This window comes from Saccharopolyspora antibiotica, assembly GCF_047200635.1.
Lineage (GTDB): Bacteria > Actinomycetota > Actinomycetes > Mycobacteriales > Pseudonocardiaceae > Saccharopolyspora_C.
The window spans coordinates 134539-154945 of the sequence record NZ_JBJZOI010000008.1; the positions used below are offsets into that span (position 1 = coordinate 134539).

Annotated in this window: 23 protein-coding genes; 11 read left to right on the forward strand and 12 right to left on the reverse strand. The window is 72.6% G+C overall.

Annotation, left to right across the window (positions count from 1 at the left end):
* Positions 1 to 38 precede the first annotated feature (38 nt).
* On the reverse strand, positions 39 to 464 hold the full coding sequence (gene dtd, locus ACL03H_RS08510) for a D-aminoacyl-tRNA deacylase (protein WP_412810566.1): 426 nt from the start codon (positions 462 to 464) through the stop codon (positions 39 to 41).
* A complete protein-coding gene (locus tag ACL03H_RS08515; RefSeq protein ID WP_412810567.1) occupies positions 464 to 1978 on the reverse strand; it encodes a DUF7782 domain-containing protein in 1515 nt (504 codons plus the stop codon). Before ACL03H_RS08515 ends, dtd begins: the two co-directional genes overlap by 1 nt.
* Before the next feature lie 197 nt (positions 1979 to 2175).
* On the opposite strand from ACL03H_RS08515, the gene ACL03H_RS08520 reads away from it, so the two are divergent.
* A complete protein-coding gene (locus ACL03H_RS08520; RefSeq protein WP_412810568.1) occupies positions 2176 to 2751 on the forward strand; it encodes an HhH-GPD-type base excision DNA repair protein in 576 nt (191 codons plus the stop codon).
* A gap of 4 nt (positions 2752 to 2755) precedes the next feature.
* On the opposite strand, the gene ACL03H_RS08525 is transcribed toward ACL03H_RS08520, so the two are convergent.
* Entirely contained in the window at positions 2756 to 3427 is a 672-nt protein-coding gene (locus tag ACL03H_RS08525; protein WP_412810569.1) for a lysophospholipid acyltransferase family protein, read from the reverse strand.
* Positions 3428 to 3559: 132 nt separating this feature from the next.
* Here ACL03H_RS08525 and ACL03H_RS08530 point away from each other — a divergent pair, with 132 nt between their 5' ends.
* Positions 3560 to 3898 (forward strand): DUF3099 domain-containing protein, encoded by a 339-nt coding sequence (locus ACL03H_RS08530; protein WP_412810570.1) that lies wholly within the window; start codon positions 3560 to 3562, stop codon positions 3896 to 3898.
* A 54-nt stretch (positions 3899 to 3952) separates the two neighbouring features.
* A complete protein-coding gene (locus ACL03H_RS08535; RefSeq protein WP_412810571.1) occupies positions 3953 to 4201 on the forward strand; it encodes a DUF3039 domain-containing protein in 249 nt (82 codons plus the stop codon).
* A 27-nt stretch (positions 4202 to 4228) separates the two neighbouring features.
* On the opposite strand, the gene ACL03H_RS08540 is transcribed toward ACL03H_RS08535, so the two are convergent.
* Positions 4229 to 5413 (reverse strand): YihY/virulence factor BrkB family protein, encoded by a 1185-nt coding sequence (locus ACL03H_RS08540; RefSeq protein WP_412810572.1) that lies wholly within the window; start codon positions 5411 to 5413, stop codon positions 4229 to 4231.
* Between the two features lie 289 nt (positions 5414 to 5702).
* Here ACL03H_RS08540 and ACL03H_RS08545 point away from each other — a divergent pair, with 289 nt between their 5' ends.
* The gene (locus ACL03H_RS08545) at positions 5703 to 7481 is read left to right on the forward strand and encodes a DEAD/DEAH box helicase (RefSeq protein WP_412810573.1); all 1779 of its coding nucleotides are present in this window, start codon (positions 5703 to 5705) and stop codon (positions 7479 to 7481) included.
* A gap of 89 nt (positions 7482 to 7570) precedes the next feature.
* Positions 7571 to 8779, forward strand: coding sequence for a cysteine desulfurase-like protein (locus ACL03H_RS08550; RefSeq protein ID WP_412810574.1), 1209 nt, complete (start codon positions 7571 to 7573; stop codon positions 8777 to 8779).
* Between the two features lie 67 nt (positions 8780 to 8846).
* Here ACL03H_RS08550 and ACL03H_RS08555 read toward each other — a convergent pair whose 3' ends face one another.
* The 4 genes from ACL03H_RS08555 to ppgK form a co-directional block, all read right to left on the reverse strand.
* Positions 8847 to 9032, reverse strand: coding sequence for a DUF7455 domain-containing protein (locus ACL03H_RS08555; protein WP_412810575.1), 186 nt, complete (start codon positions 9030 to 9032; stop codon positions 8847 to 8849).
* A 749-nt stretch (positions 9033 to 9781) separates the two neighbouring features.
* Positions 9782 to 10750: a pentapeptide repeat-containing protein gene (locus ACL03H_RS08560; RefSeq protein WP_412810576.1), complete on the reverse strand. Its 969-nt coding sequence runs from the start codon at positions 10748 to 10750 to the stop codon at positions 9782 to 9784.
* A 184-nt stretch (positions 10751 to 10934) separates the two neighbouring features.
* Entirely contained in the window at positions 10935 to 12347 is a 1413-nt protein-coding gene (locus tag ACL03H_RS08565) for an RNA polymerase sigma factor (protein ID WP_412810577.1), read from the reverse strand.
* 304 nt (positions 12348 to 12651) lie between these two features.
* Positions 12652 to 13410, reverse strand: a complete 759-nt coding sequence (gene ppgK / locus ACL03H_RS08570; protein WP_412810578.1) for a polyphosphate--glucose phosphotransferase — start codon at positions 13408 to 13410, stop codon at positions 12652 to 12654.
* Between the two features lie 87 nt (positions 13411 to 13497).
* On the opposite strand from ppgK, the gene ACL03H_RS08575 reads away from it, so the two are divergent.
* Positions 13498 to 14304, forward strand: coding sequence for an inositol monophosphatase family protein (locus ACL03H_RS08575; protein WP_412810579.1), 807 nt, complete (start codon positions 13498 to 13500; stop codon positions 14302 to 14304).
* A gap of 58 nt (positions 14305 to 14362) precedes the next feature.
* Here ACL03H_RS08575 and cei read toward each other — a convergent pair whose 3' ends face one another.
* Positions 14363 to 15067, reverse strand: a complete 705-nt coding sequence (cei, locus tag ACL03H_RS08580) for an envelope integrity protein Cei (protein ID WP_412810580.1) — start codon at positions 15065 to 15067, stop codon at positions 14363 to 14365.
* Between the two features lie 379 nt (positions 15068 to 15446).
* Here cei and ACL03H_RS08585 point away from each other — a divergent pair, with 379 nt between their 5' ends.
* Positions 15447 to 15749: a DUF4193 domain-containing protein gene (locus ACL03H_RS08585; protein ID WP_224955409.1), complete on the forward strand. Its 303-nt coding sequence runs from the start codon at positions 15447 to 15449 to the stop codon at positions 15747 to 15749.
* A gap of 280 nt (positions 15750 to 16029) precedes the next feature.
* Here the strand turns inward: ACL03H_RS08585 and ACL03H_RS08590 are convergent, their stop codons facing one another.
* Positions 16030 to 16533, reverse strand: coding sequence for a DUF3093 domain-containing protein (locus tag ACL03H_RS08590; RefSeq protein ID WP_412810581.1), 504 nt, complete (start codon positions 16531 to 16533; stop codon positions 16030 to 16032).
* Positions 16534 to 16557: 24 nt separating this feature from the next.
* Between ACL03H_RS08590 and dut the strand changes: the two genes are divergently transcribed.
* The 4 genes from dut (at position 16558) to ACL03H_RS08610 (ending at position 19031) form a co-directional block, all read left to right on the forward strand.
* Positions 16558 to 17052 carry a dUTP diphosphatase gene (gene dut / locus ACL03H_RS08595; RefSeq protein WP_412810582.1) on the forward strand — a complete coding sequence of 165 codons (495 nt, stop codon included), beginning with the start codon at positions 16558 to 16560 and terminating at the stop codon, positions 17050 to 17052.
* Positions 17053 to 17056: 4 nt separating this feature from the next.
* Positions 17057 to 17695, forward strand: coding sequence for a DUF3710 domain-containing protein (locus ACL03H_RS08600; RefSeq protein WP_412810583.1), 639 nt, complete (start codon positions 17057 to 17059; stop codon positions 17693 to 17695).
* A gap of 203 nt (positions 17696 to 17898) precedes the next feature.
* Positions 17899 to 18276 (forward strand): OB-fold nucleic acid binding domain-containing protein, encoded by a 378-nt coding sequence (locus tag ACL03H_RS08605; protein WP_412810584.1) that lies wholly within the window; start codon positions 17899 to 17901, stop codon positions 18274 to 18276.
* Positions 18273 to 19031: a DUF3159 domain-containing protein gene (locus tag ACL03H_RS08610; protein ID WP_412810585.1), complete on the forward strand. Its 759-nt coding sequence runs from the start codon at positions 18273 to 18275 to the stop codon at positions 19029 to 19031. The genes ACL03H_RS08605 and ACL03H_RS08610 overlap by 4 nt, the downstream gene beginning before the upstream one ends.
* A 12-nt stretch (positions 19032 to 19043) precedes the next feature.
* On the opposite strand, the gene ACL03H_RS08615 is transcribed toward ACL03H_RS08610, so the two are convergent.
* Positions 19044 to 19703, reverse strand: coding sequence for a potassium channel family protein (locus ACL03H_RS08615; protein ID WP_412810586.1), 660 nt, complete (start codon positions 19701 to 19703; stop codon positions 19044 to 19046).
* Complete coding sequence (locus ACL03H_RS08620) at positions 19703 to 20368, reverse strand: potassium channel family protein (protein ID WP_412810587.1); 666 nt, start codon at positions 20366 to 20368, stop codon at positions 19703 to 19705. Before ACL03H_RS08620 ends, ACL03H_RS08615 begins: the two co-directional genes overlap by 1 nt.
* Positions 20369 to 20407 lie beyond the last annotated feature (39 nt).

Genomic DNA, 20407 nt, shown 5'->3' on the forward strand with positions numbered 1-20407 from the left:
CGCGAAGTCTGAGGATCTGCTGAGAACCCGCGCCGCTTTCACACGTCGATCAACAACGTGAATGGCCCGTCGTTGGTGCTGGCCACTTCCATCATCGCGCCGAAGCGGCCGGTGGCCACCCGCGCGCCCCGTTCCCGCAGCACCCGCACCACCTCGTCCACGAGCGGTTCGGCCTGCTCAGGCCGGGCCGCCTCGCCCCACGAGGGCCGGCGACCCTTGCGCGTGGAGCCGTAGAGGGTGAACTGGCTCACGACCAGCAGCGGTGCGCCGGTGCCCGCGCAGGACGCCTCATCGCGCAACGCGCGGATCTCGTGCAGTTTGCGCGCCATATTCGCGGCCTGATCGGATCCGTCGGAATGGGTCACGCCCAATAGCACCAGCAGACCCGGTTCCTCGATCTTGCCCACGGTCTCCCCGGCGACCCGCACCGAGGCCTCGGTGACGCGGCTGACCACTGCGCGCATTACTCGCCGTCCTCCCATTCCGCCGGGAGCACCATTCCGTGCCGCACGAGTTCGCGCAGCATCGGCACGGCGGCGCGGGAGAGCTCCTCGGCGTCCTCTCCGGCACCGAGCGCGAGCAGCTCCACGAGTTCGCGCACCGGCAGCGCGCCCTGGCAGCCCGCCAGCAGCCGGACGCCGAGCTCGTCGATCTCGTGCTGCCAGCCGGGCCCGTCGGTGCGGTGCAACCGGTGCACGAACCGCTCCCAGCCCTCGTCGCCTCGCGCGGCGACCTCCTCCAGCACCGTGGAGGACGCGGTGACCAGCCGGGAGCCCAGCAGGGCCTCGGCGGAGCCGTGCTCGCGCAGCCAGTCCACCCGGCGCAGCCAGGCGTCGCTCTCCGGCCCCAGCGGATCGTCGAACGCCTGCCGCAGGTCCTCGCAGACGACCTCCCCGCGCTCGGCCTCCGTGCGGCGCAGCGTGACGAAGCCGAAGCCGACCCCCTCGACGTCGTTCTCCTCGAACCACCGCAGCCACTCCTCGGCCTTGCGGCGTCCCGCGGGCGAGCCCGGCTCGAACCCGGCGTCGCGCAGCCAGGTCCCCACGTAGAGCGCGGGATCGGCGACGTCGCGCTGGGCGAACCAGGCGTCCACCCCGCCCGGCGGCAACCAGCGCGCGACCCGGTCCTGCCAGTCCTCGCCCGCGCGGTGCAACCAGGACGCCAGCAGCTGCCCGGTGCCTCCCTCGGCGAGGAAGGACGGCAGCTGGCGCACCACCAGCGCGCTCGCGTCGTCCCCGGCCAGCCCGGAGTCCCGGTACACGTAGTCGGTGCGCGGCGGACCCACCACGAACGGCGGGTTGCACACCACCTGGTCGAACCGGCGTCCGCGCACCGGCTCGAACCACTCGCCCTCGGCGAGCTCGACGTCGACGCGGTTGAGCCGGAAGGTGGCCGCCGCCAGCGCCAGCGCGCGCCGGGACACGTCGGTCGCGGTGACCCGCTGCGCGTGCGTGCTGGCGTGCAAGGCCTGCACGCCGCAGCCGGTGCCCACGTCGAGCACCGAGCCGACCTGCCGCCGCGAGGTGGCCCGCACCAGGCTCAGCGAGGCGTGCCCCACCCCGAGCACGTGGTCGGTGCTCGTCGCCCAACCCTCCGGCCGGAGGTCGGCGTCGAGGTCGGAGACGACCCACCAGGAGTCCGCCCCGGCGCTGTGCGGACGGATGTCCAGCCCGGCGCGCAGCCGCTCCCCGTCCGCGGCGAGCACCCCGCCGGCGACGGCTTCGTCGACCGGCAGCGGTCGCAGCGCGGCCTCGACCTCGGCGGCGGGTTCGGACTCGCCGAGCAGGAACAGCCGCACCAGGGTGCCGAGCGCGCCGCCGTCCCGGGTCGCGCGCAGGGCGGGGACCGGCTCACCCCGCCCCAGCGCACCGTGGGCCTGCGGCCCGAGCAGGTCCACGACGCCGTCGGCGTCGTAGCCGACCTCCAGGAAGGCGGCGCGGAGACGGTCGAGACGATCAGCTGAAAGATCCGGGATCACGCCCTCGATCCTCACACGACCCCCCGGGCACCGCTCCGGCCGAGGTCGGCTGCGCGGCGGAGCCGGGCCGCGAGGCCCGATCCGGCGCCCGCCCCGGGCGGCGCGGCCGCGGCCCCACCCGGCAGCCGCCCCGCGGAGCACCCGCCCACCCGCCGTCGAAGGGCTGCCGGGCTCCCGGGCGTGCCAGGATGGGGCCCATGCCGAAGACGCTCCACCTCACCGGCGACGCCGAGGCGGACCAGCTGCTGTCCGACGACCCGTTCGCGCTGCTCAGCGGGATGCTGCTCGATCAGCAGATCGCGATGGAGGTCGCGTTCGCCGGGCCGAAGAAGATCGCCGAGCGGATGAACGGCTTCAGCGTCGCGAGGATCGCCGAATCGGACCTGGAGGAGTTCGTCGAGCTCTGCGTGCGGAAGCCGGCGATCCACCGCTACGGCGGGTCGATGGGCAAGCGGGTGCACGCGCTCGCTCAGCACGTCGTCGAGCACTACGACGGGGCGGCCGAGGCGATCTGGACCGGGGGCGACCCGGACGGCCGGGAAGTGCTCCGGCGCCTCAAGGCCCTGCCCGGGTACGGCGACCAGAAGGCCCGGATCTTCCTGGCGCTGCTCGGCAAGCAGCTCGGCGTGCGGCCGGAGGGCTGGCGCGAGGCGGCGGGCGCCTACGGCGACCCGGACACCCGCCGCTCCATCGCCGACGTGGTCGACCAGCGCTCCCTCGACGAGGTTCGCGCCTGGAAGAAGCAGCAGAAGGCCGCCGCCAAGCAGCGGTGAGCGGTCAGGCGGCTTCGGCGGAGGGCGACTGGTAGCGGTCGACGTACTCCTGGTCGGAGAGCTCCGAGATGGCGTACATGATCTCGTCGGTGATCGACCGCAGCACCGGCAGCGAGGCCTCCATGCCCTGGTAGCGGGAGAAGTCGAGCGGCTCCCCGAACCGGACCGAGACCCGGGTGAGCCGGGGGAACCGCGCGCCCTTCGGCAGCAGCCGGTCCGTGCCGCTCAGCGCCACCGGCACCACGGTGGCCCGCCCGCTCAGCGCCAGCCGGGCGACTCCGGTGCGGCCCCGGTAGAGGCGTCCGTCGGGGGAGCGGGTTCCCTCCGGGTGGATGCCGAACGCGCCGCCCTCGGCGAGGACCCGCTCGGCGGCCTCCAGCGCCTCCCGCGCCGCCCGGCCGCGACCGCGCTGCACCGGGATCGCGCCGAGCGCGCCGAAGGCGGCTCCGACGAGCCGGGCCTTGAGCCCGCGACCGCCGAAGTACTCGGCCTTGGCCAGGAACGCCACCGGACGCGGGACGACGAGCGGCACGACGAAGCTGTCGGCCACCGAGAGGTGGTTCACCGCGAAGATCACCGGCCCCTCGGCGGGAACCTGCTCGGCGCCGCTGACCTCCGGCCGGTACACCGCCCGCGCCACCGGACCGATGACCCGCTTGGTGAGCATGTAGAACATCGAGCCTCCCGTTTCCGCGCTCCAGCCGCGTCCCGAACCTATCGGTGCCGGGAGTCCGGCTCGTCGCCACCGCGTGACGCCCGGGTTGATTCCCGCCTCCCAGGGTGTCCCGCCCGCTTCGCGGGTGGGACGATGGGGAGTGGAGGTGGTGTCGTGAGCAGTACCCGACACGGCGACGACACCCCGGTGCTGATCACCGAGGCGCAGCCGTCCTACGACGACGAGCAGGCGCAGCGGCGCCGAAAGTACGCGATCATGATGTCGCTGCGCATCCCGTGCCTGATCGCGGGCGCGGCCTGCTACCAGATCTGGTGGCTGGCCCTGATCATCGTCGCGATCTCGATCCCGCTGCCGTGGATGGCGGTGCTCATCGCCAACGACCGGCCGCCGCGCAAGCGCGAGAAGGTGCACCGCTTCCGCCAGCGGGGGCGCGAGCTGGAGTCCCGCGAGCACCGCGTCATCGATTCCTGACGCCCGGTCCCAGGTGAGCGGCGTGCGCCCCGCCGCGTGCGGCATCATGGGGGCATGAGCACGATGACGCTTCCGGAGACCGATGTCCGGCCGGAGAACACGGAACAGACCACGGACGACCGCCCCGAGGTCTTCCACTACGTGCAGAAGGACAAGATCGCTGAGAGCGCGGTCATGGGTACCTACGTGGTGGCGCTGTGCGGCGAGGTGTTCCCGGTGACGAAGTCGGCGAAGCCCGGCTCGCCGGTGTGCCCGGACTGCAAGAAGGTCTTCGAGGGCCTGCCGCCCGGCGGCGACGACTGAGTCCGGTTCGGTGGCCGCGCGGGCGGGTCACCCGTCCGCGGGCCGCGAATCGGGCGGCTCCTGCGCGAGCGCGATGGTGACGTCCTCCCTGAGGTGGACGGTGTCGGCACGCGCCGAGTCGCCCTGCCCGCGCCACGACCGGTAGCCCTCTTCGGTGCGGATCCGCTGCTCGGCGCGCCGCATCTCCAGCCGGCGCCACTTCCGCCGCTCCTTGCGGGTCATCTTCGCGGGCCACAGCTCCTGCAGGGCGTTGTTGAACTGCGCCCCGATGATGATCGCCAGGCCGATGAAGAACGCGAACAGCAGGAACGCGATCGGGGTGGCCAGCGCGCCGTAGGTGTACCCGGTGCCGGTCACCCAGGTGATGTACCAGCGCAACCCGACGCTGGAGCACAGGAACACGAGCATCGCCACCAGCGCGCCCGGGACGCCCCGGTGCCAGGGCAGCTTCCGCGGCAGCGCCACCTTGTAGAGCGTGGCCAGGGCCAGCACCAGCAGCAGCCCGGTCGCCGGGAAGTAGAAGGCCCGCACCAGCCAGGCCACGTCGTCCTGCATCTGCGGTGGGAACACCGTCGGCAGCCATTCCGGCCCCAGCGCGATCACCGGCAGCCCGACGACGGCCAGCACCAGTCCGGCCAGGTACAGCAGCAGCGCGAAGATCCGCTGCCACACGCTGTGGCGCACGGTGTACTGGTCGTAGGCGAGGGTGATCGAATCGACCAGCGAGGCCAGGGCGGAGGAACCCGCCCACAGCGACAGCAGGAAACCCACCGACACGATCTCGGTGCGGCCCTTGGTGAGGATGTCCTCGACCGTCGGCCCGATGATCTGGTCCACCACGTTCGCGCTGAACACGGTGCGCGCCCCAGAAATGATCTTGTCGTGCACGGAGTCCACCACGACCGGGCCGAACCACTCCCCGAGGAAGCCCAGGCTGCCCAGCAGCCCGAGCAGCAGCGGCGGCATCGACAGCGTCTGCCAGAACGCGGCCGCCGCCGACTCGGAGAAGATGTTGTCCCACCAGGCCTTGTAGATCGTCCGCCAGACCAGCTGGAACGGTCCGCGCCGCGTCGGCGCGCCCGGCGTCGTGGTCTCCCGCTCGGGAGGACCGGGCCGCTCCGCGTCCTCCGGCGCGCGCGCACCGGAGGGCTCCGGCCGTCGGTCGTCGTGGCCGGGCCGCTGGCTGTTACCGGTCGGATCTGAGGAATCCATCGCGGGTACAAGGATGCGTCATGGCGAACCAGCGCGGGCGCGGACCCGGCGAACCGGGAGTGTCAGGACGATCTCGATCCGGCTCGCGGGTCGGTGCGCCCGGTCACGGAGGGCGGGGCGGTAGGCTCCGGGGCGCCCTCGCGCGGATCTCCCGTTCGGCGCGGCTCGCGCGGCGGGAGGGCGGACGTTCCGCGTCGCGGGGGTTGCCCGCGCCGGACCGGTGGTCCGCCGGATCCGCGCAGCGCGCGCATCGCGAGGGGACGAGCTCAGGAAGGAGCGGCGAGCGAACGTGTCCGAGGCACAACTCGACCAACCCGTCCGATCCGTGCTCAGCGCACCGTCCCAGGCCGCCCAGCGCCCGCTGCGCGCCTGGCAGCGGCGGGCGCTGACCAAGTACCTCGCGCGCAGTCCGCAGGACTTCACCGCGGTCGCGACGCCGGGCGCGGGGAAGACGACGTTCGGGCTGCGGATCGCCGCTGAGCTCCTCTCGGACCGCACCGTCGAGGCCGTGACCGTGGTCGCTCCCACCGAGCACCTCAAGCACCAGTGGGCGGCGGCCGCCCAGGGCGCCGGGATCCCGCTGGACCCGGACTTCCGCAACAGCGACGGGTTCACCTCGAGCGACTACCTCGGCGTCGTGGTCACCTACGCCCAGATCGCCGCCCATCCGACGCTGCACCGGGTGCGCACCGAGCGGCGCAAGACGCTGGTGATCATGGACGAGGTCCACCACGCGGGCGATGCGAAGTCCTGGGGCGACGCGGTGCGCGAGGCGTTCACCCCGGCCGTGCGGAGGCTGGCGCTGACCGGCACCCCGTTCCGCAGCGACGACACGCCGATCCCGTTCGTGGGTTACGAGCCGGACGCGGACGGCTCGCTGCGCAGCAAGGCCGACAGCTCCTACGGTTACTCCGACGCGCTGCGCGACGGCGTGGTGCGCCCGGTGATCTTCCTGGCCTACTCCGGGGAGACCAGGTGGCGGACCAACGCCGGTGACGAGTTCTCCGCCCGCCTCGGCGAGCCGCTCACCGCGGAGCAGACCGCGCGGGCCTGGCGCACCGCGCTGGACCCGGCGGGGGAGTGGATCCCCGCTGTGCTGCAGGCCGCGCACACCCGGCTCCAGCAGCTGCGCAGGGGCGGCGTTCCGGACGCCGGCGGGCTGGTGATCGCCTCCGACCACGTCACCGCCAAGGCCTACGCGAAGACCCTGGAGCGGATGACCGGCACCACGCCCACCGTGGTGCTCTCCGACGACCCGAAGGCCTCCGGGCGGATCGCCGAGTTCGCCGAGTCCGAGGACGAGTGGATGGTCGCGGTCCGGATGGTCAGCGAGGGCGTCGACGTTCCCCGGCTGGCCGTCGGCGTCTACGCCACCAGCGCCTCCACGCCGCTCTTCTTCGCGCAGGCCGTCGGCCGCTTCGTCCGGGCCCGCCGCCAGGGCGAGACCGCGAGCATCTTCCTGCCGAGCGTGCCGGTGCTGCTGGAGCTGGCCAGCCAGCTCGAAGCCGAGCGCGACCACGTCCTCGGCAAGCCGCACCGGGAGAAGGACGGCTGGGAGGACGAACTCCTCGCCGAGGCCAACCGCACCAAGGACGAACCGGGCGAGGAGGAGAAGGCGTTCACCTCGTTGGGCGCCGACGCCGAGCTCGATCAGGTGATCTACGACGGCTCCTCGTTCGGCACGGCCGCGTTCGGCACCAGCGACGACGAGCAGGACTACCTGGGGCTGCCCGGGCTGCTCGAACCCGACCAGGTGCGCGCGCTGCTGCGCCAGCGCCAGGAGGAGCAGCTGGAGGTCGTCGGCAAGCGGGAGGCCGCCGACAAGGCGGCGAAGGTGGCGGAGCGCGCCGAGCAGGCCGAGCAGGCCCGCCGCCCGCAGGGAGTGCAGGAGCGGCTGAAGGGGCTGCGCAAGGAGCTCAACACGCTCGTCTCGCTGCACCACCACCGCACCCGCAAGCCGCACGGCAAGATCCACAACGAGCTGCGGCGGATCTGCGGCGGGCCGCCCACCGCGATGGCCACCGTCGAACAGCTGGAGGAGCGGATCGCCACCCTGCGCTCGTGGTGACGCGCTGCGGGTGCTGAAACCGGCCGCTGGGCCACGGCCCGTGAGCGGACGCGACCGCGGTGTGATCGTTCGTGCCTACGCTGCTCCCCATGGCATTCGACGTGGAGAAGGTGCGTGCGCAGTACCCGGCGCTGTCCGACGGCCGGGCCTGGTTGGACTCGGCGGGCGGGACGCAGGTCCCGCGGGTGGTGATCGACGCGGTGGCGGAGGCGCTGACCCGCGGGGTCTCGAACGTGGGCGGGTCCTACGAGTCCAGCCGCCGCGCCGCGGCGATCGTGGCCGAGGCGCGTGCCGCCGTGGCCGACCTGACCGGGGCGCCCGGGCCGGAGTGCGTGGTGTTCGGGCCCAGCACGACGGCACTGGTCTACCGCTTCGCCGGGGTGCTCGCCGCGGGCTGGCGGCCGGGTGACGAGGTGGTGGTGAGCGAGCTCGACCACGACGCGAACGTGCGGCCGTGGATCCAGCACGCGCAGCGCGCCGGGGCGACCGTGCGGGTGGCCCGCATCGATCCGGAGACCGGTGAGCTGCCCGCCGAGCGGGTGCTCGAACTCATCGGGGAGCGGACCAAGCTGGTCGCGGTGACCGCGGCCTCGAACCTGACCGGCAGCCTCCCCGACGTCGCGACGATCACCCGGCGCGCCCGGGCGGCCGGAGCGATCAGCTTCGTCGACGGCGTGCAGCACTGCCCCCACGCCGAGGTCGACCTCGCCGAGCTGGGCGCCGACCTCTACGCCACCAGCCCCTACAAGTGGGCCGGGCCGCACCTGGGCGCGGTGGTCGCCGGCGATCCATGGTCGCTGGAGATGCTGAACCCGGACAAGCTGCTGCCCTCGCCCGACGAGATCCCCAGCCGGTTCGAGCTGGGCACGGCGCCCTTCGAGTCGCTCGCCGGGGTCACCGCCGCCGTCGACCACCTCGCCGGGCTGGACCCGGCAGCCACCGGTTCCCGCCGCGAACGGATCCGAACGAGCCGGCGTGCGGTGGTGGCCCACGAGGACCGGCTGGCGGCGTCGCTGTTCGACGGGCTCGCCGCACTCCCGCACGTGCGCCGGATCGGGCGACCCGCCGGGAGGTGCACGCCGGTCGCGCTGTTCTCGGTGTCCGGCCGCTCACCGGCGGAGGTGGGCGGGCACCTCGCCGAGCAGGGGGTGAACGTCTCCGCCGGGCACGCCTACGCGCCGCAGGCGGTGCGCGCGCTCGGCCTCGGCGAGGACGGCGCGGTGCGCGCCGCGCTGTGCCACTACAGCGAGGAGACCGACGTGCGGCGCCTGCTGGGCGCCCTCGGCGACCTGGCCTGAACGACCGGGGCTGAACGCCGAAGGCCCCGGTGGAACGGATCCACCGGGGCCTTCGGGTCAGGTGTCGTTACTGTTCGTCCTGCTGGAGGTCGGCGTCCATCTCCCGCAGGCGCGGCTCGAACTCCCGGCCGTGGTGCCCGCAGAACAGCAGCTCCCCGCCGGATGGCAGTACGGCGCGAAGCTTCGCAGCGGCCCCGCAGCGGTCGCAGCGGTCGGCGGCGGTCAGCTCGGGGCGGGTGAGTGTTCCAGGCATGATGATCTCCCTCCGTCCCGGCGCCGGGTCGTGCCCCGACGCCCTCGATCCTGCTGCGGCCACCGGTGGCCCACTGGCGGCGGGGCCGGTGTTCGCTAGCTCCACTCTTGCAGACGCACAGCCGTACGTCAGTGTTCCCGTCCGGAGTGGCGACGGTCGTCACGTCGAAGTACCCGCTTGCCGCAGCAGTGCGACCGTCCGGTCGCGAAGCGTGAGCGATCGCAAAACGCAGTCCCCTGACCAGGGAAAATGGTGAACTTCAAATTGCGCTGACCGACGGGCTGTGCCTACCGCAGGTGCGCATTCCCGGCCGGACCCGCGCGGCGTTCTGCTGCAAGCGAACGACCCCGAGGGGGCGGATGCTCGGAATTCGGGGGAATTGAAGTGATGTGAATCACAACAATTTTCGGCGGCGGGTGCGCGCGTCCGCTCGGCCCGGTCGCGCGGAGTACCCGCGCGGGTGCGTACCGCGTTCAGATCGCCGTTCGGGCACCCGCGGCCCGCTCCGAGCTCCCGGACGCGGGGAGATCGGCATCCCGATGCCCACGCCCGCTCGTCCGCGACAGCGACCGTGGCTTCCCGCGCGATCGCCCGCGACTCGACCCCCGCGCCCCGACGCGATCACCCGATCCGGTGGCGGAGGCGGCGATCGCCGCACCCGACCTCCTGCGGAGCCCGCACCTGTTCCCGCGGCAGGGGGACGCAGCCGCGCGGCCACGACGTTCACCTGCCCCTGAAGCGAAGAACGATCAGAGTTCGGGCCCGCAGATGCTTTCACGGACCGTGACCGGTCCGGAAGGGATGCCGCCTGATCGGACCAGCCGAACCCGGTCCGGCCGCTCCGCGCCCGCTTCCTCCACCCACCCGGCCGGCCACGTGCGCCGGACCCCGTCCGCGATCAGCGCGCTCGCGCCGGTGAGCGTCGCCTCGGTCCGCGCGCCGAAGTCCACCTCGCCCTCGAACCCCGCCCCGCTGAAGTTCGCGCCCTCCCCGCCGAAGATCACCCGGTGGAAGTCCGCCAGGCCCGAGAACCTCGCGGCGCGGAAGTCCACCCGCTCGTCGAAGACGGCGTCGCGGAACACGGCGGGGCCGGTGAAGCGCGCGTCGGCGAAGGTCGCGCGCCGAACACGGCAGCGGGAGAACCGGAAGGCGCTCAGCTCGGCGCCCGCCAGGTTCAACCGGATGTCCGGCCAGAACAGCTCCGCGGTGCCCTCATCGGTGCGCAGGTGAGCGGCGAGCACCACCTGGGCGGTGCCGCGCACCTCCCGCTCCTGGGCCGCGTCCGGGCCGTCCTGGGCGGCCACGGGCATCCGCAGGTAGGCGCAGAGCAGGTCCACGACGGTCTGCCGGTGCTCGGGGTGGCCCTGGGCGAGCCGCTCCAGCGCGAAGACCCCGGCCAGCCGCACCGGAGCCTTGTCGCTGCCCAGCTGGTCGGCGGCCCGGCCGTAGAGCTCGGAAACCCGGGCCTCGGTCGCGTCGTGCTCCTTGATCCGGACGTCCAGCTCGGCGGAGCGCTGCCTGCGCGCGGTGAGCAGCAGCCCGGCCGCCCCGCCCCCGGCGAGGACGATGCTGAGCGACGTGCGGAGGGCGTCCAGCCGGGTGGCGGCCTGCGGGTCGCCGACCAGCAGCAGGAGAGCGGTGGTCGAGACCGCGCCCAGGAGCACGAGTCCGATCGCCCAGCACGCGATCGCGCGGTTCGACAGCACCGAGGTTCGCACCACGTGATCATGCGGGACCGCGGGCCCCGGCAGGGAGCCCGACGCCGCCACGACACCCGAATGCCACGCGGCGGGAGAGCCGCGAGCGCTGCTCCTCGACGGCCGAGCCCGACTCCCGAGCCGCCCCCGGACGCGCAGAGGGCCGGTCCCCCGCGGGGAACCGGCCCTCCTCACGTCCAGCTGATCAGTCCAGGTAGTCGCGCAGCACCTGGGAGCGGGACGGGTGGCGCAGCTTGGACATCGTCTTCGACTCGATCTGCCGGATGCGCTCCCGCGTCACCCCGTAGACCTGGCCGATCTCGTCCAGCGTCCGGGGCTGGCCGTCGGTGAGGCCGAAGCGCAGCCGCACCACGCCCGCCTCGCGCTCGGACAGCGTCGCCAGCACCGACTGCAGCTGGTCCTGCAGCAGAGTGAACGACACGGCGTCGACGGCGACGACCGCCTCGGAGTCCTCGATGAAGTCGCCGAGCTGGCTGTCGCCCTCATCGCCGATCGTCTGGTCCAGCGAGATCGGCTCCCGGGCGTACTGCTGGATCTCCAGCACCTTCTCCGGGGTGATGTCCATTTCCTTCGCGAGCTCCTCGGGCGTGGGCTCGCGGCCCAGGTCCTGCAGCAGCTCGCGCTGGATGCGACCCAGCTTGTTGATGACCTCGACCATGTGCACCGGGATGCGGATGGTGCGGGCCTGGTCGGCCATCGCGCGGGTGATGGCCTGTCGGATCCACCAGGTCGCGTACGTGGAGAACTTGTAACCCTTGGTGTAGTCGAACTTCTCGACCGCGCGGATCAGGCCGAGGTTGCCCTCCTGGATCAGGTCCAGGAACGCCATGCCGCGTCCGGTGTAGCGCTTGGCGAGGCTGACCACCAGCCGCAGGTTGGCCTCGAGGAGGTGGTTCTTGGCCCGCTCGCCGTCCCGGACGATCCAGCGCAGATCGCGCTTCATCTGGAAGGTGAGCTTCTCGTCGGCCTCCTCGGCCTGCCGCAGCCGCTCCGCGCCGTAGAGGCCGGCCTCGATCCGCTTGGCGAGCTCGACCTCCTCCTCGGCGTTGAGCAGCGCGACCTTGCCGATCTGCTTGAGGTAGGCGCGCACCGAGTCGGCGGAGGCGGTGAGCTCCGCGTCCTTGCGGGCCTGCCGCAAGGCCTCGGACTCCTCCTCGTCCCAGACGAAGTCGGAGTCGGTCTTGCCGTCCTCGTCCTCGGGGACGGTCGGCTCCTCCGGGATCTCCACTTCGACCTCGGCGGCGAGATCGCCGACGTCGGGCGAGGTGAGGTCCGTTTCGATCGGTTCGTCGATCTCCAGGCCCTCGCCGTTCTTGGCGGCGCCCTTGGCGCCGGCCTTGCCCGCGCCGGCCTTGGCCGCGGTCTTCGTCGTGGCCTTGGTGCCCTTCTTCGCCGCCGGCTTCGCGGCGGTCTTGCGGCCGGCCGTCTTGGCGCCTGCCGCGGACTTGGCCTTCGCCGCGCCGGTACCGGCCTCGCCGGTCTCCTGCGCGGACGCCTCGGTCTGGGACTGGGATGCGGACTTGGCCGACGAAGACTGGCCACCGCCGGCGTTTGCAGCGGAGCTGGAGCGTCGGGTTGCGGTTTCTGCGGCTGCCACGTACGCCCTTTCGCGACGGTCGATCAGGGCAGGCCGGAGGGCGCGAAACCTCGGCCGCCAGAGGTCGGGGAAGACCTGCCTCCCGGAACTTCCGAAGCGGAGTCGATGCTGGCTGAACGCCTGCTCGGCGCCGGGCCGGAGGTTCCGGAAGAGGTCGGTCGCGTTCCATTGTAACCGCGATGGTGGAGTGCGGTTCCGCTGCAAGGCCGAGATCGGCCCGTCGCAGCGCAACGCGGTCCTGCTCAGATCACTCGGATGGGCGCACGGGGAAACGCCTCGGCATCGCCCCGTCGGTCGCCGCGGATCAGCGCCGCAGGCTCGCGGCCGCCGTCGCGGCGCCCACGATGCCGGCGTCGTTCTTCAGCGACGCGGCCACGATCGGGGTGCGGATGTCCAGCAGCGGGATCCACTTGTGCGCCTTCTTGCTGACCCCGCCGCCCGCGATGAACAGGTCCGGCCAGAGGAAGCTCTCGATCCCCTGGATGTAGCGGCTCACCCGCGGCGCCCACTCGGGGTAGCTCAGGTCGAGGTCGTCCTTCACCGACGCCGCCGCCTGGGTCTCGGCGTCGTGCCCGTCGAGCTCGATGTGGCCGAACTCGGTGTTGGGGATCAGCTTGCCGTCCAGGAACATCGCGCTGCCGATGCCGGTGCCGAAGGTGAGGACCACGACCAGTCCGGACCGCCCGGCCCCGGAGCCGGAGCGCATCTCCGCGAGCCCTGCGGCGTCGGCGTCGTTGAGCACGACGACGTCCTCCCGGGCCTTGCCGAGGCGCTGCGCGAACAGGCCCTGCGCGTCGGTCCCGATCCAGCTCTTGTCGATGTTCGCCGCGGAGAGCGCGGTGCCCTCCTTGATCACGCTGGGCAGGGTGATGCCGACCGGACCGGTCCAGCCGAACTTCTCGGCTATCTCCGCGACCGAGTCGGCCACCGCATCCGGCGTCGAGGGGTGGGGGGTGGGGATTCGCATGCGTTCCTCGGCCAGCACACCACCGTCGATGTCCACTGGACACCCCTTGATGCCGGACCCGCCGATATCCACGCCGAAACCGCGGGCAGTGCCCATGCCCGATCCTTCCTATTCGATTCAGAACGAGGTGTGCAGACCTTAGCCGCGCTGTGCTGCGATGTGAACGTGGGATTGACAGCTGACATGGACAACGAAGCACTCCGCGCCGTCGCGACGCAGGTCGCGACGGAGGCGGCGGAGCTGGCGCGCACGATTCGTGACGAATCGGTGACCGGCGGCGCCGTGCGGACCAAGAGCACCGAGACCGACGTGGTCACCGCTGCCGACAAGGCGGCGGAACGCCTCGTGCGGGACCGGCTGGCCGAGCTGCGGCCCGGTGAGTCGGTGCTGGGCGAGGAGGAGGGCGGCGCGGGCGCGCTGGAGGGCCTGCGCTGGGTCGTCGACCCGATCGACGGCACGGTCAACTACCTGTACGGCTACCCCTGGTACGCGGTCTCGCTGGCCGCGCAGGTCGACGGCACCTCGGTGGCCGGAGCGGTGGTCGAACCCGTCTCCGGCCGGGTGTGGAGCGCGGCCGCGGGCGGCGGGGCGACCCTGGACGGTGCGCCGCTGCGGGTCTCCGGTTCCGGCCGGCTCGACCTCGCCCTGGTCGGGACCGGGTTCGCCTACGACGTCGACCGCCGCCGCGCGCAGGCGGTGGCCACCGGCAAGCTGCTCGGGCAGGTCCGCGACATCCGGCGCTCAGGCGCGGCCTCGCTGGACCTGTGCGCGGTCGCCGCGGGGTGGCTCGACGCCTACTACGAGGTCGGGCTCAACCGCTGGGACTGGGCCGCGGGCGCGCTGATCGCGCAGGAGGCGGGCGCGCACCTGCGGCTGCCGGAGACGGGCGCGGCCGACGGGATGGGTGAGCAGGCCATGCTCTGCGCCACCCCGGACATCGCCGTGCCGCTCGCCGAGGTGCTCGGCGCGGCCGGGGCCTGGGAGGTCTGATCGACGACGAGGCCCGCCCCCGGTGGGGAGGCGGGCCTCGTCGGTCTCGCGGGGCTCGTCAGCAGGCCACGTCGCGGGCCGCCTTGAGCAGGTCCTCGTCGATCTGCGGGGGCCGGACCTCCTGCTCGGCGCCGCCCTGCGGCACCCAGTTCTTCAGCTTCTGCATGACCTGCCGGGCCTCGGGCTTGTTCTTGACGCCCCGGAAGTCCGAGCCCAGCGACAGGTCGAGCTCGGGGCCGGTGCGGTCGTCGCGCACCAGCTGGGCGCAGGGGAGCACCAGGCTCAGCGTGCGGGCCGCGCTCGCCCCGGCGCCGCCGAAGCGGATCTGGCCGTGGCAGCGAAGGTCGTAGTTCGGGTACACCGGGTCGTCGGCCGGTTCACCGCCCGGCGCGAAACCGATGTTGGTGAGCTCCTGGCTGACCAACCCGGCCTGGTTGGGCTCGCCGTTGCCGTTGACCACCCGCACCCGGATGTCGCGAGCGGGGATCGGGGTGGTGCGGTCCAGCGCGTCCCGGTCCAGCATCTGACCGAGCGCCGCGGGCTCGGCCTGCGGCGTCGCGTCGGGTTCGGGCGGCGCGGTGGGAGCGCCCGGCGGAGGGCACCGGGTCGCGGCCTCGACGTCCTCGGTCGTTTCGAACACGCGGGTCCACAGGAAGCCCGACAGGACGACCAGCAGCCCCAGCACCAGCAGAGCGGGCAGCGGGCGGCGTCGCCGGTAACGAGGGCCTTGGCTGCTGCCCCACCGTGCATTCGCGGCTGACACGTCCTGCCACTCTCCCTCGCCGTTCGGATCGGACGTTGTGCGATCAGCCTAGGCGTTCGGGTCGGGTTCCGCGTCGCCGGACGGGCTGTCGTGTCGCACTCGTTGCGTCCGCTCGGCAGACGTCCGGGTGATCTTGTCGGATGCCCTGGTGCAGTGCACACCACACATACGGGTGACCTCATGCGTCTTCGGTTCCTGGATGGGCTACCCTCTCGGCGCCTCGGGCAGTGACGGGGAGCGAGAGAGGCTCGTTTCGGGGGAACTTGGGGCGCAGCAGGCGAGATCACCGTCACGCACGCCCTCGGGCACAAATGAGGGCCCTGGAACGTTTACCAGCGGCACACCATTGCAGTCTCCACTATCGCAGGGGTGAATCACGATGGCGACCGACTACGACGCTCCGCGCCGCAGCGAGTCCGAGGAAATGACGGAAGACTCGTTGGAGGAGCTCAAGGCGCGGCGCAACGAGGCGCAATCCGGTGTCGTCGACGCCGATGAATCGGAGATCGCGGAGAACTTCGAGTTGCCGGGAGCCGATCTGTCCGGGGAGGAGATGACCGTCAAGGTCCTGCCGAAGCAGGCCGACGAGTTCACCTGCTCCAGCTGCTTCCTGGTGCACCACCGCAGCAGGCTCGCCGAGGAGCGCAACGGTGGGCTGATCTGCCGCGACTGCGCGGCCTGAGCGGTTCCGGGCGACGGCCGCGGGTGGGGTGACCTGCGGCGACGTCCGGTCCGGCGCGGGGATCGACCAGGAGGGGCGGTCCCGGCAGGCCGGATCACCGGTGGTCAGGGCGTCCGGGCGCGGCCCGGGGCGCCACGGCCGGCGGAACAGGTCGGACCGAACGCGAACCTGGGCAGCGCGAACACGTGCGCCCAGGTTTGTTGTTTTCCAGGTGCGGTGCCCGGGATCCGGACAGACGGTCCGCGGCACCGCGCCGCATTGCTGGGTCGGCGACCCCGGTTCACCGGCGCAATGCGGCCGCCAATTGCTCCGGTCGGCGGGTGCTCACCACCCAATAGGGGGTGGGGTCGTTCTCGTCGTCGAGCCAAATGCGGACTGCTTTCGGCGCCCACGGCCGGTGCACCACGAAGGCGGCGGGATCCAGGTCCGGCCCGAGCGCGCGGCGCTTCTCCTCGGCGGGGACCAGCTCGACCTCGTCGACGAACCGCAGCGGCAGGTGCGCGTCGCCGACCCAGAGCTCGCCGCCGGTGACCTCGATCTTCGTGCGGCCGAGCCAGAGCGGGACGGCGACCGCGATCGGCAGCAGCACGACGTAGGGCAGCCAGGCGCGGACGCCCGGGTAGCCCATGTGCACCTCGGCGGCCAGCAGACCTGCCATGACCAGCGGCAGCGGCCAGGTCCACCAGGACGCCCAGAGCCGCTCCCGGTACTCCGGGGGCGCGCCGTGGCCTCCTCGACCGGGGGCGTCCGCGGCGGGGCTGGTTGCTTCTGCGCTCTCCGACACGCCACCAGGGTAGTCTCGCGGCCCGTGCCGAACGTGAAGGTCCTGCTGACCCGTCTCGATCCCGAAGTTCCCGTCCCGTCCTACGCCCGCCCGGGCGATGCCGGAGCCGATCTCGTCACCACCAGCGATCTGGTCCTGCGGCCCGGTGAACGGGCCCTGGTGGGCACGGGGGTCGCGATCGCGTTGCCCGAGGGCTTCGCGGGCTTCGTGCACCCGCGCTCCGGACTCGCGGCGCGAGCGGGGCTGAGCTTGGTGAACGCCCCCGGCACGATCGATTCGGGGTACCGGGGTGAGATCAAGGTCTGCTTGATCAATCATGATCGTGCTGAGACCTTGTCGCTGCGTCGCGGGGACCGGATCGCCCAGCTGGTCGTGCAGCGCGTGGAGCACGCGGTGTTCGACGAGGTGGAGCGGCTGCCCGAATCGCAGCGGGGGGCCGGTGGCCACGGGTCCACCGGCGGGCACGAGGTGCTGACGGGGCCGGCGTCCGCCGGGGCCGATCACAGGACGGAGGTCTGAGGGGATGTTCGGATGGGGCCGTCGCGGGCGCGACTCGCGGCAGGACGAGACCGGGCCGTCCGGGAACGAGGACGGGGCCGCCACCGAGGAGTCGGGGCTGGGGCCGTACGACCTGGCCGAGCTGCCCGAGGACGACGCGGTGGAGCGGCTCGACCTGGGCTCGGTGCGGCTGCCGGTGCCGGAGGGCAGTCAGCTGCAGGTCGAGGTGGATCCCGCGGGCCCGGTGCGCGCGGTGCACCTGGTGACGCGGGTGGGCAGGCTGACCATCAGCGCCTTCGCCGCCCCGCGCAGCGCCGGGCTGTGGCCCGAGGTGCGCGCCGAGCTCACCGAGCAGCTGCGTCGGGACGGCGCCGAGGTGGCCGAGCGGGACGGCGAGTGGGGCCCGGAGCTGCTGGCCGACTCCCCGCGCGCGGTGCTGCGCTTCGTCGGCGTCGACGGCCCGCGCTGGATGATCCGCGGCGTGGCCGCGGGGCCGGGCGAGACCGCCGAGGCCTGCGCGAAGCTGCTCTACGCCGTGCTCGACGACACGGTCGTGGTGCGCGGGGAGGAGCCGATGCCGGTGCGGACCCCGCTGCCGATCCAGCTGCCGGAGTCGATCGCGCGGCACATCCAGCAGGCGCAGAACGGCGAGCAGCAGGCCTGAGCCGGGGATGCGAGACACGCCCGGGCGTACTGGACTGACCCGATCGTGTGTACGAATTCCCGTGGCCGCCAGGGTGGCGACGTGCCGCTGAGCACGGGCTACGCTGTTGTCCGGGGCGCTCAGCAGCGCCCCGGCAGGGCACCGGAGGATCGGCCGCGGGACGGTCGAGCCCCCTCCTCAGGCGTACGTGTGGAGCGCTAGCGATGAGCAACACCGGGGGCGGCTACTGGCGCCGCCTCGTGCGTCGGTTGACCAGCGATGTCGCCGAGCTCGACGCCGACGACCTGTCGGAGCGGTCGCAGGCGGACGGTGCGCAGCGGGCCTGCGACTGCCGCTGCGGCCAGGAGGCCGTGGTGCTCGGCAGGCTCCGCAGCGTGGACATGTCCCCGAAGCACTCCGCTCCGACGCTGGAAGCGGAACTGTTCGACGGCACCGAGGGCGTGACCCTGGTGTGGCTCGGTCGGCGCCGGATCACCGGCATCGAACCCGGCCGGACCATCAGGGCCAGCGGCAGGATCGCGGTTCGCGACGGCCGCAAGGTGCTGTACAACCCCTACTACGAGTTGCAGAACACCGCATGAGCGAACGCGAGACACCGGCCGGTCAGCGACCCGCCGCGACCCCGCCCACCGAGGCGCAGCGCGCGGCGGACCCAGCTCCCGCCGAGCAGACCCTGCTGGAGCAGATGGGCGGGGTCTCCGGACTCGCCTACTCCGCGGTCCCGATCGTGGTCTTCGTGGTGGTCAACTCCATCACCGGGTTGATGCCCGCGATCTGGGCCGCCGTCGGGCTGGCCGTGGCCATCGCCGTGTGGCGGGTGGTGCGCAAGGAGCCGGTGCAGCCCGCGATCTCCGGCGTGCTCGGGGTGGCGGTGTGCTCGTTCATCGCCTACCGCTCCGGGGACGCGAAGGGCTTCTTCCTGCTGGGGATCTGGACGAGCCTGATCTACGGCGGCGTGTTCCTGGTGTCGGTGCTGGTGCGCTGGCCGCTGGTCGGCGTGGCCTGGTCGGCCCTGAACTCGCTGGGCTTCGGCTGGCGCAAGCAGCGCGCCGCGCTGCGCGGTTACGACCTGGCGACCCTCGCGTGGGTCGTCGTGTTCGCCGCGAAGTACGTGGTGCAGCAGTGGCTCTACAACGCCGGTGAGACCGGTTGGCTCGCCTTCGCCCGCATCGCGATGGGCTATCCGCTCACCGGGCTGGCGCTGATCGTGACGGTGTGGGCGATCCGGCGCGCATCGAAGATCGCGCAGGAGGAGCTGGCGGAGCAGGAGGCCGCCGATCGCGCGGCCTACGCCCGCCACGCCGCCCCCGAGGACGGGCCGGGCCCGGCGAGCTAGCTCGCGCCGGGCTCAGCGGCCGTGGACGACCTCGCGGATCCGGTCCTCCAGCTCGTCCGAGGTGACGAACAGCATCTCGTCGCCCGCCTCCAGGGGATCGTCGGGTTGCGGGACGATGACCCGGCCGCCGCGCAGGATCGTCACCAGCGCCGCGTCCTGCGGCAGCGCCAGATCCCGCACCCGCTGCCCGGCCAGCGGCGTGTCGGGCGGGAGCGTCACCTCGACCAGGTTCGCCTGGCCCTGGCGCAGCGTCATGAGCCGCACCAGGTCGCCCACGCTGACCGCTTCCTCGACGACGGCGGCGAGCATCCGGGGGGTGGACACGGCCACGTCGACGCCCCAGGCGTCGGTGAACAGCCACTCGTTGCGCGGGTCGTTGATCCGGGCGACCACCCGCCGCACCGCGAACTCCGTCTTGGCCAGCAGCGCGACGACCAGGTTCACCTTGTCGTCGCCGGTGGCGGCGATGACCACGTCGCAGGACTGCAACCCGGCTTCCTCCAGGGAGGCGAGCTCGCAGGCGTCGGCCAGCACCCACTCCACACCGGGCAGGCTCGTCGGCAGGTAGTTCTCGGTGCCGCGCTCCACGAGCATCACCTCGTGGCCGCCGTCGAACAGCTCCTGGGCGATGGAGCGGCCGACCGCACCGGCGCCGGCGATCGCGATGCGCATCACGGGGTCTCCTCCGGTGCTCGCAGGGCGGCCGCGGTCACGTCGGTGACGGTGCCGGACAGGGCCGCGACGTAGACGATGTCGTCCGCCTGGACGACGGTCCGCCGATCGGGCAGCACCCCGTTGCCGAAGCGCATCACGAACGCGACCCGGGCGCTGATGGCGTCCTCCAGGTCCACGACGCGGTGGCCCACCCACTCCTCGTGCAGGGGCAGCTGCAGCACCGCGACCGCACCGGAGGGCTCCCGCCAGGCGGTCGCCACGCCCTCGGGCAGCAGCATCCGCAGGAACCGGTCGGTGGTCCACGGCACGGTGGCCACGGTGGGGATGCCGAGCCGCTGGTAGACCTCGGCGCGCTTCGGGTCGTAGATGCGGGCGACGACGTGCTCCACGCCGAAGGTCTCGCGGGCGACCCGGGCCGCGATGATGTTGGAGTTGTCCCCGTTGGAGACCGCGGCGAAGGCGGCGGCGGACTCGATGCCCGCCTGGACCAGCACGTCCCGGTCGAAGCCGTTGCCGGTGACCCGCAGACCGGTGAAGTCCTTGCCGAGCCGGTGGAACGCGGCCTCGTCCTTGTCGACCACGGCGACCGTGTGGTCGAGCCGTTGCAGGGCCGCGGCCAGCGAGGCCCCGACCCGGCCGCAGCCCAGGATCACGACGTGCACGACCTTTGTCTCCTCATCGCGGGCGGGTCGACGGCGCGG

Excerpts from the sequence above, each read along its gene's own strand:
- ACL03H_RS08540 (WP_412810572.1), bottom strand. The coding sequence starts at position 5,413 with ATGGATTCCTCAGATCCGACCGGTAACAGCCAGCGGCCCGGCCACGAC.
- ppgK (WP_412810578.1), bottom strand. The coding sequence starts at position 13,410 with ATGGGCACTGCCCGCGGTTTCGGCGTGGATATCGGCGGGTCCGGCATC.
- ACL03H_RS08520 (WP_412810568.1), top strand. The coding sequence starts at position 2,176 with ATGCCGAAGACGCTCCACCTCACCGGCGACGCCGAGGCGGACCAGCTG.
- ACL03H_RS08530 (WP_412810570.1), top strand. The coding sequence starts at position 3,560 with ATGGGGAGTGGAGGTGGTGTCGTGAGCAGTACCCGACACGGCGACGAC.
- ACL03H_RS08615 (WP_412810586.1), bottom strand. The coding sequence starts at position 19,703 with ATGCGCATCGCGATCGCCGGCGCCGGTGCGGTCGGCCGCTCCATCGCC.
- ACL03H_RS08605 (WP_412810584.1), top strand. The coding sequence starts at position 17,899 with ATGAGCAACACCGGGGGCGGCTACTGGCGCCGCCTCGTGCGTCGGTTG.
- ACL03H_RS08585 (WP_224955409.1), top strand. The coding sequence starts at position 15,447 with ATGGCGACCGACTACGACGCTCCGCGCCGCAGCGAGTCCGAGGAAATG.
- ACL03H_RS08555 (WP_412810575.1), bottom strand. The coding sequence starts at position 9,032 with ATGCCTGGAACACTCACCCGCCCCGAGCTGACCGCCGCCGACCGCTGC.
- ACL03H_RS08575 (WP_412810579.1), top strand. The coding sequence starts at position 13,498 with ATGGACAACGAAGCACTCCGCGCCGTCGCGACGCAGGTCGCGACGGAG.
- ACL03H_RS08525 (WP_412810569.1), bottom strand. The coding sequence starts at position 3,427 with ATGTTCTACATGCTCACCAAGCGGGTCATCGGTCCGGTGGCGCGGGCG.
- dtd (WP_412810566.1), bottom strand. The coding sequence starts at position 464 with ATGCGCGCAGTGGTCAGCCGCGTCACCGAGGCCTCGGTGCGGGTCGCC.
- ACL03H_RS08600 (WP_412810583.1), top strand. The coding sequence starts at position 17,057 with ATGTTCGGATGGGGCCGTCGCGGGCGCGACTCGCGGCAGGACGAGACC.
- ACL03H_RS08535 (WP_412810571.1), top strand. The coding sequence starts at position 3,953 with ATGAGCACGATGACGCTTCCGGAGACCGATGTCCGGCCGGAGAACACG.
- ACL03H_RS08610 (WP_412810585.1), top strand. The coding sequence starts at position 18,273 with ATGAGCGAACGCGAGACACCGGCCGGTCAGCGACCCGCCGCGACCCCG.
- ACL03H_RS08550 (WP_412810574.1), top strand. The coding sequence starts at position 7,571 with ATGGCATTCGACGTGGAGAAGGTGCGTGCGCAGTACCCGGCGCTGTCC.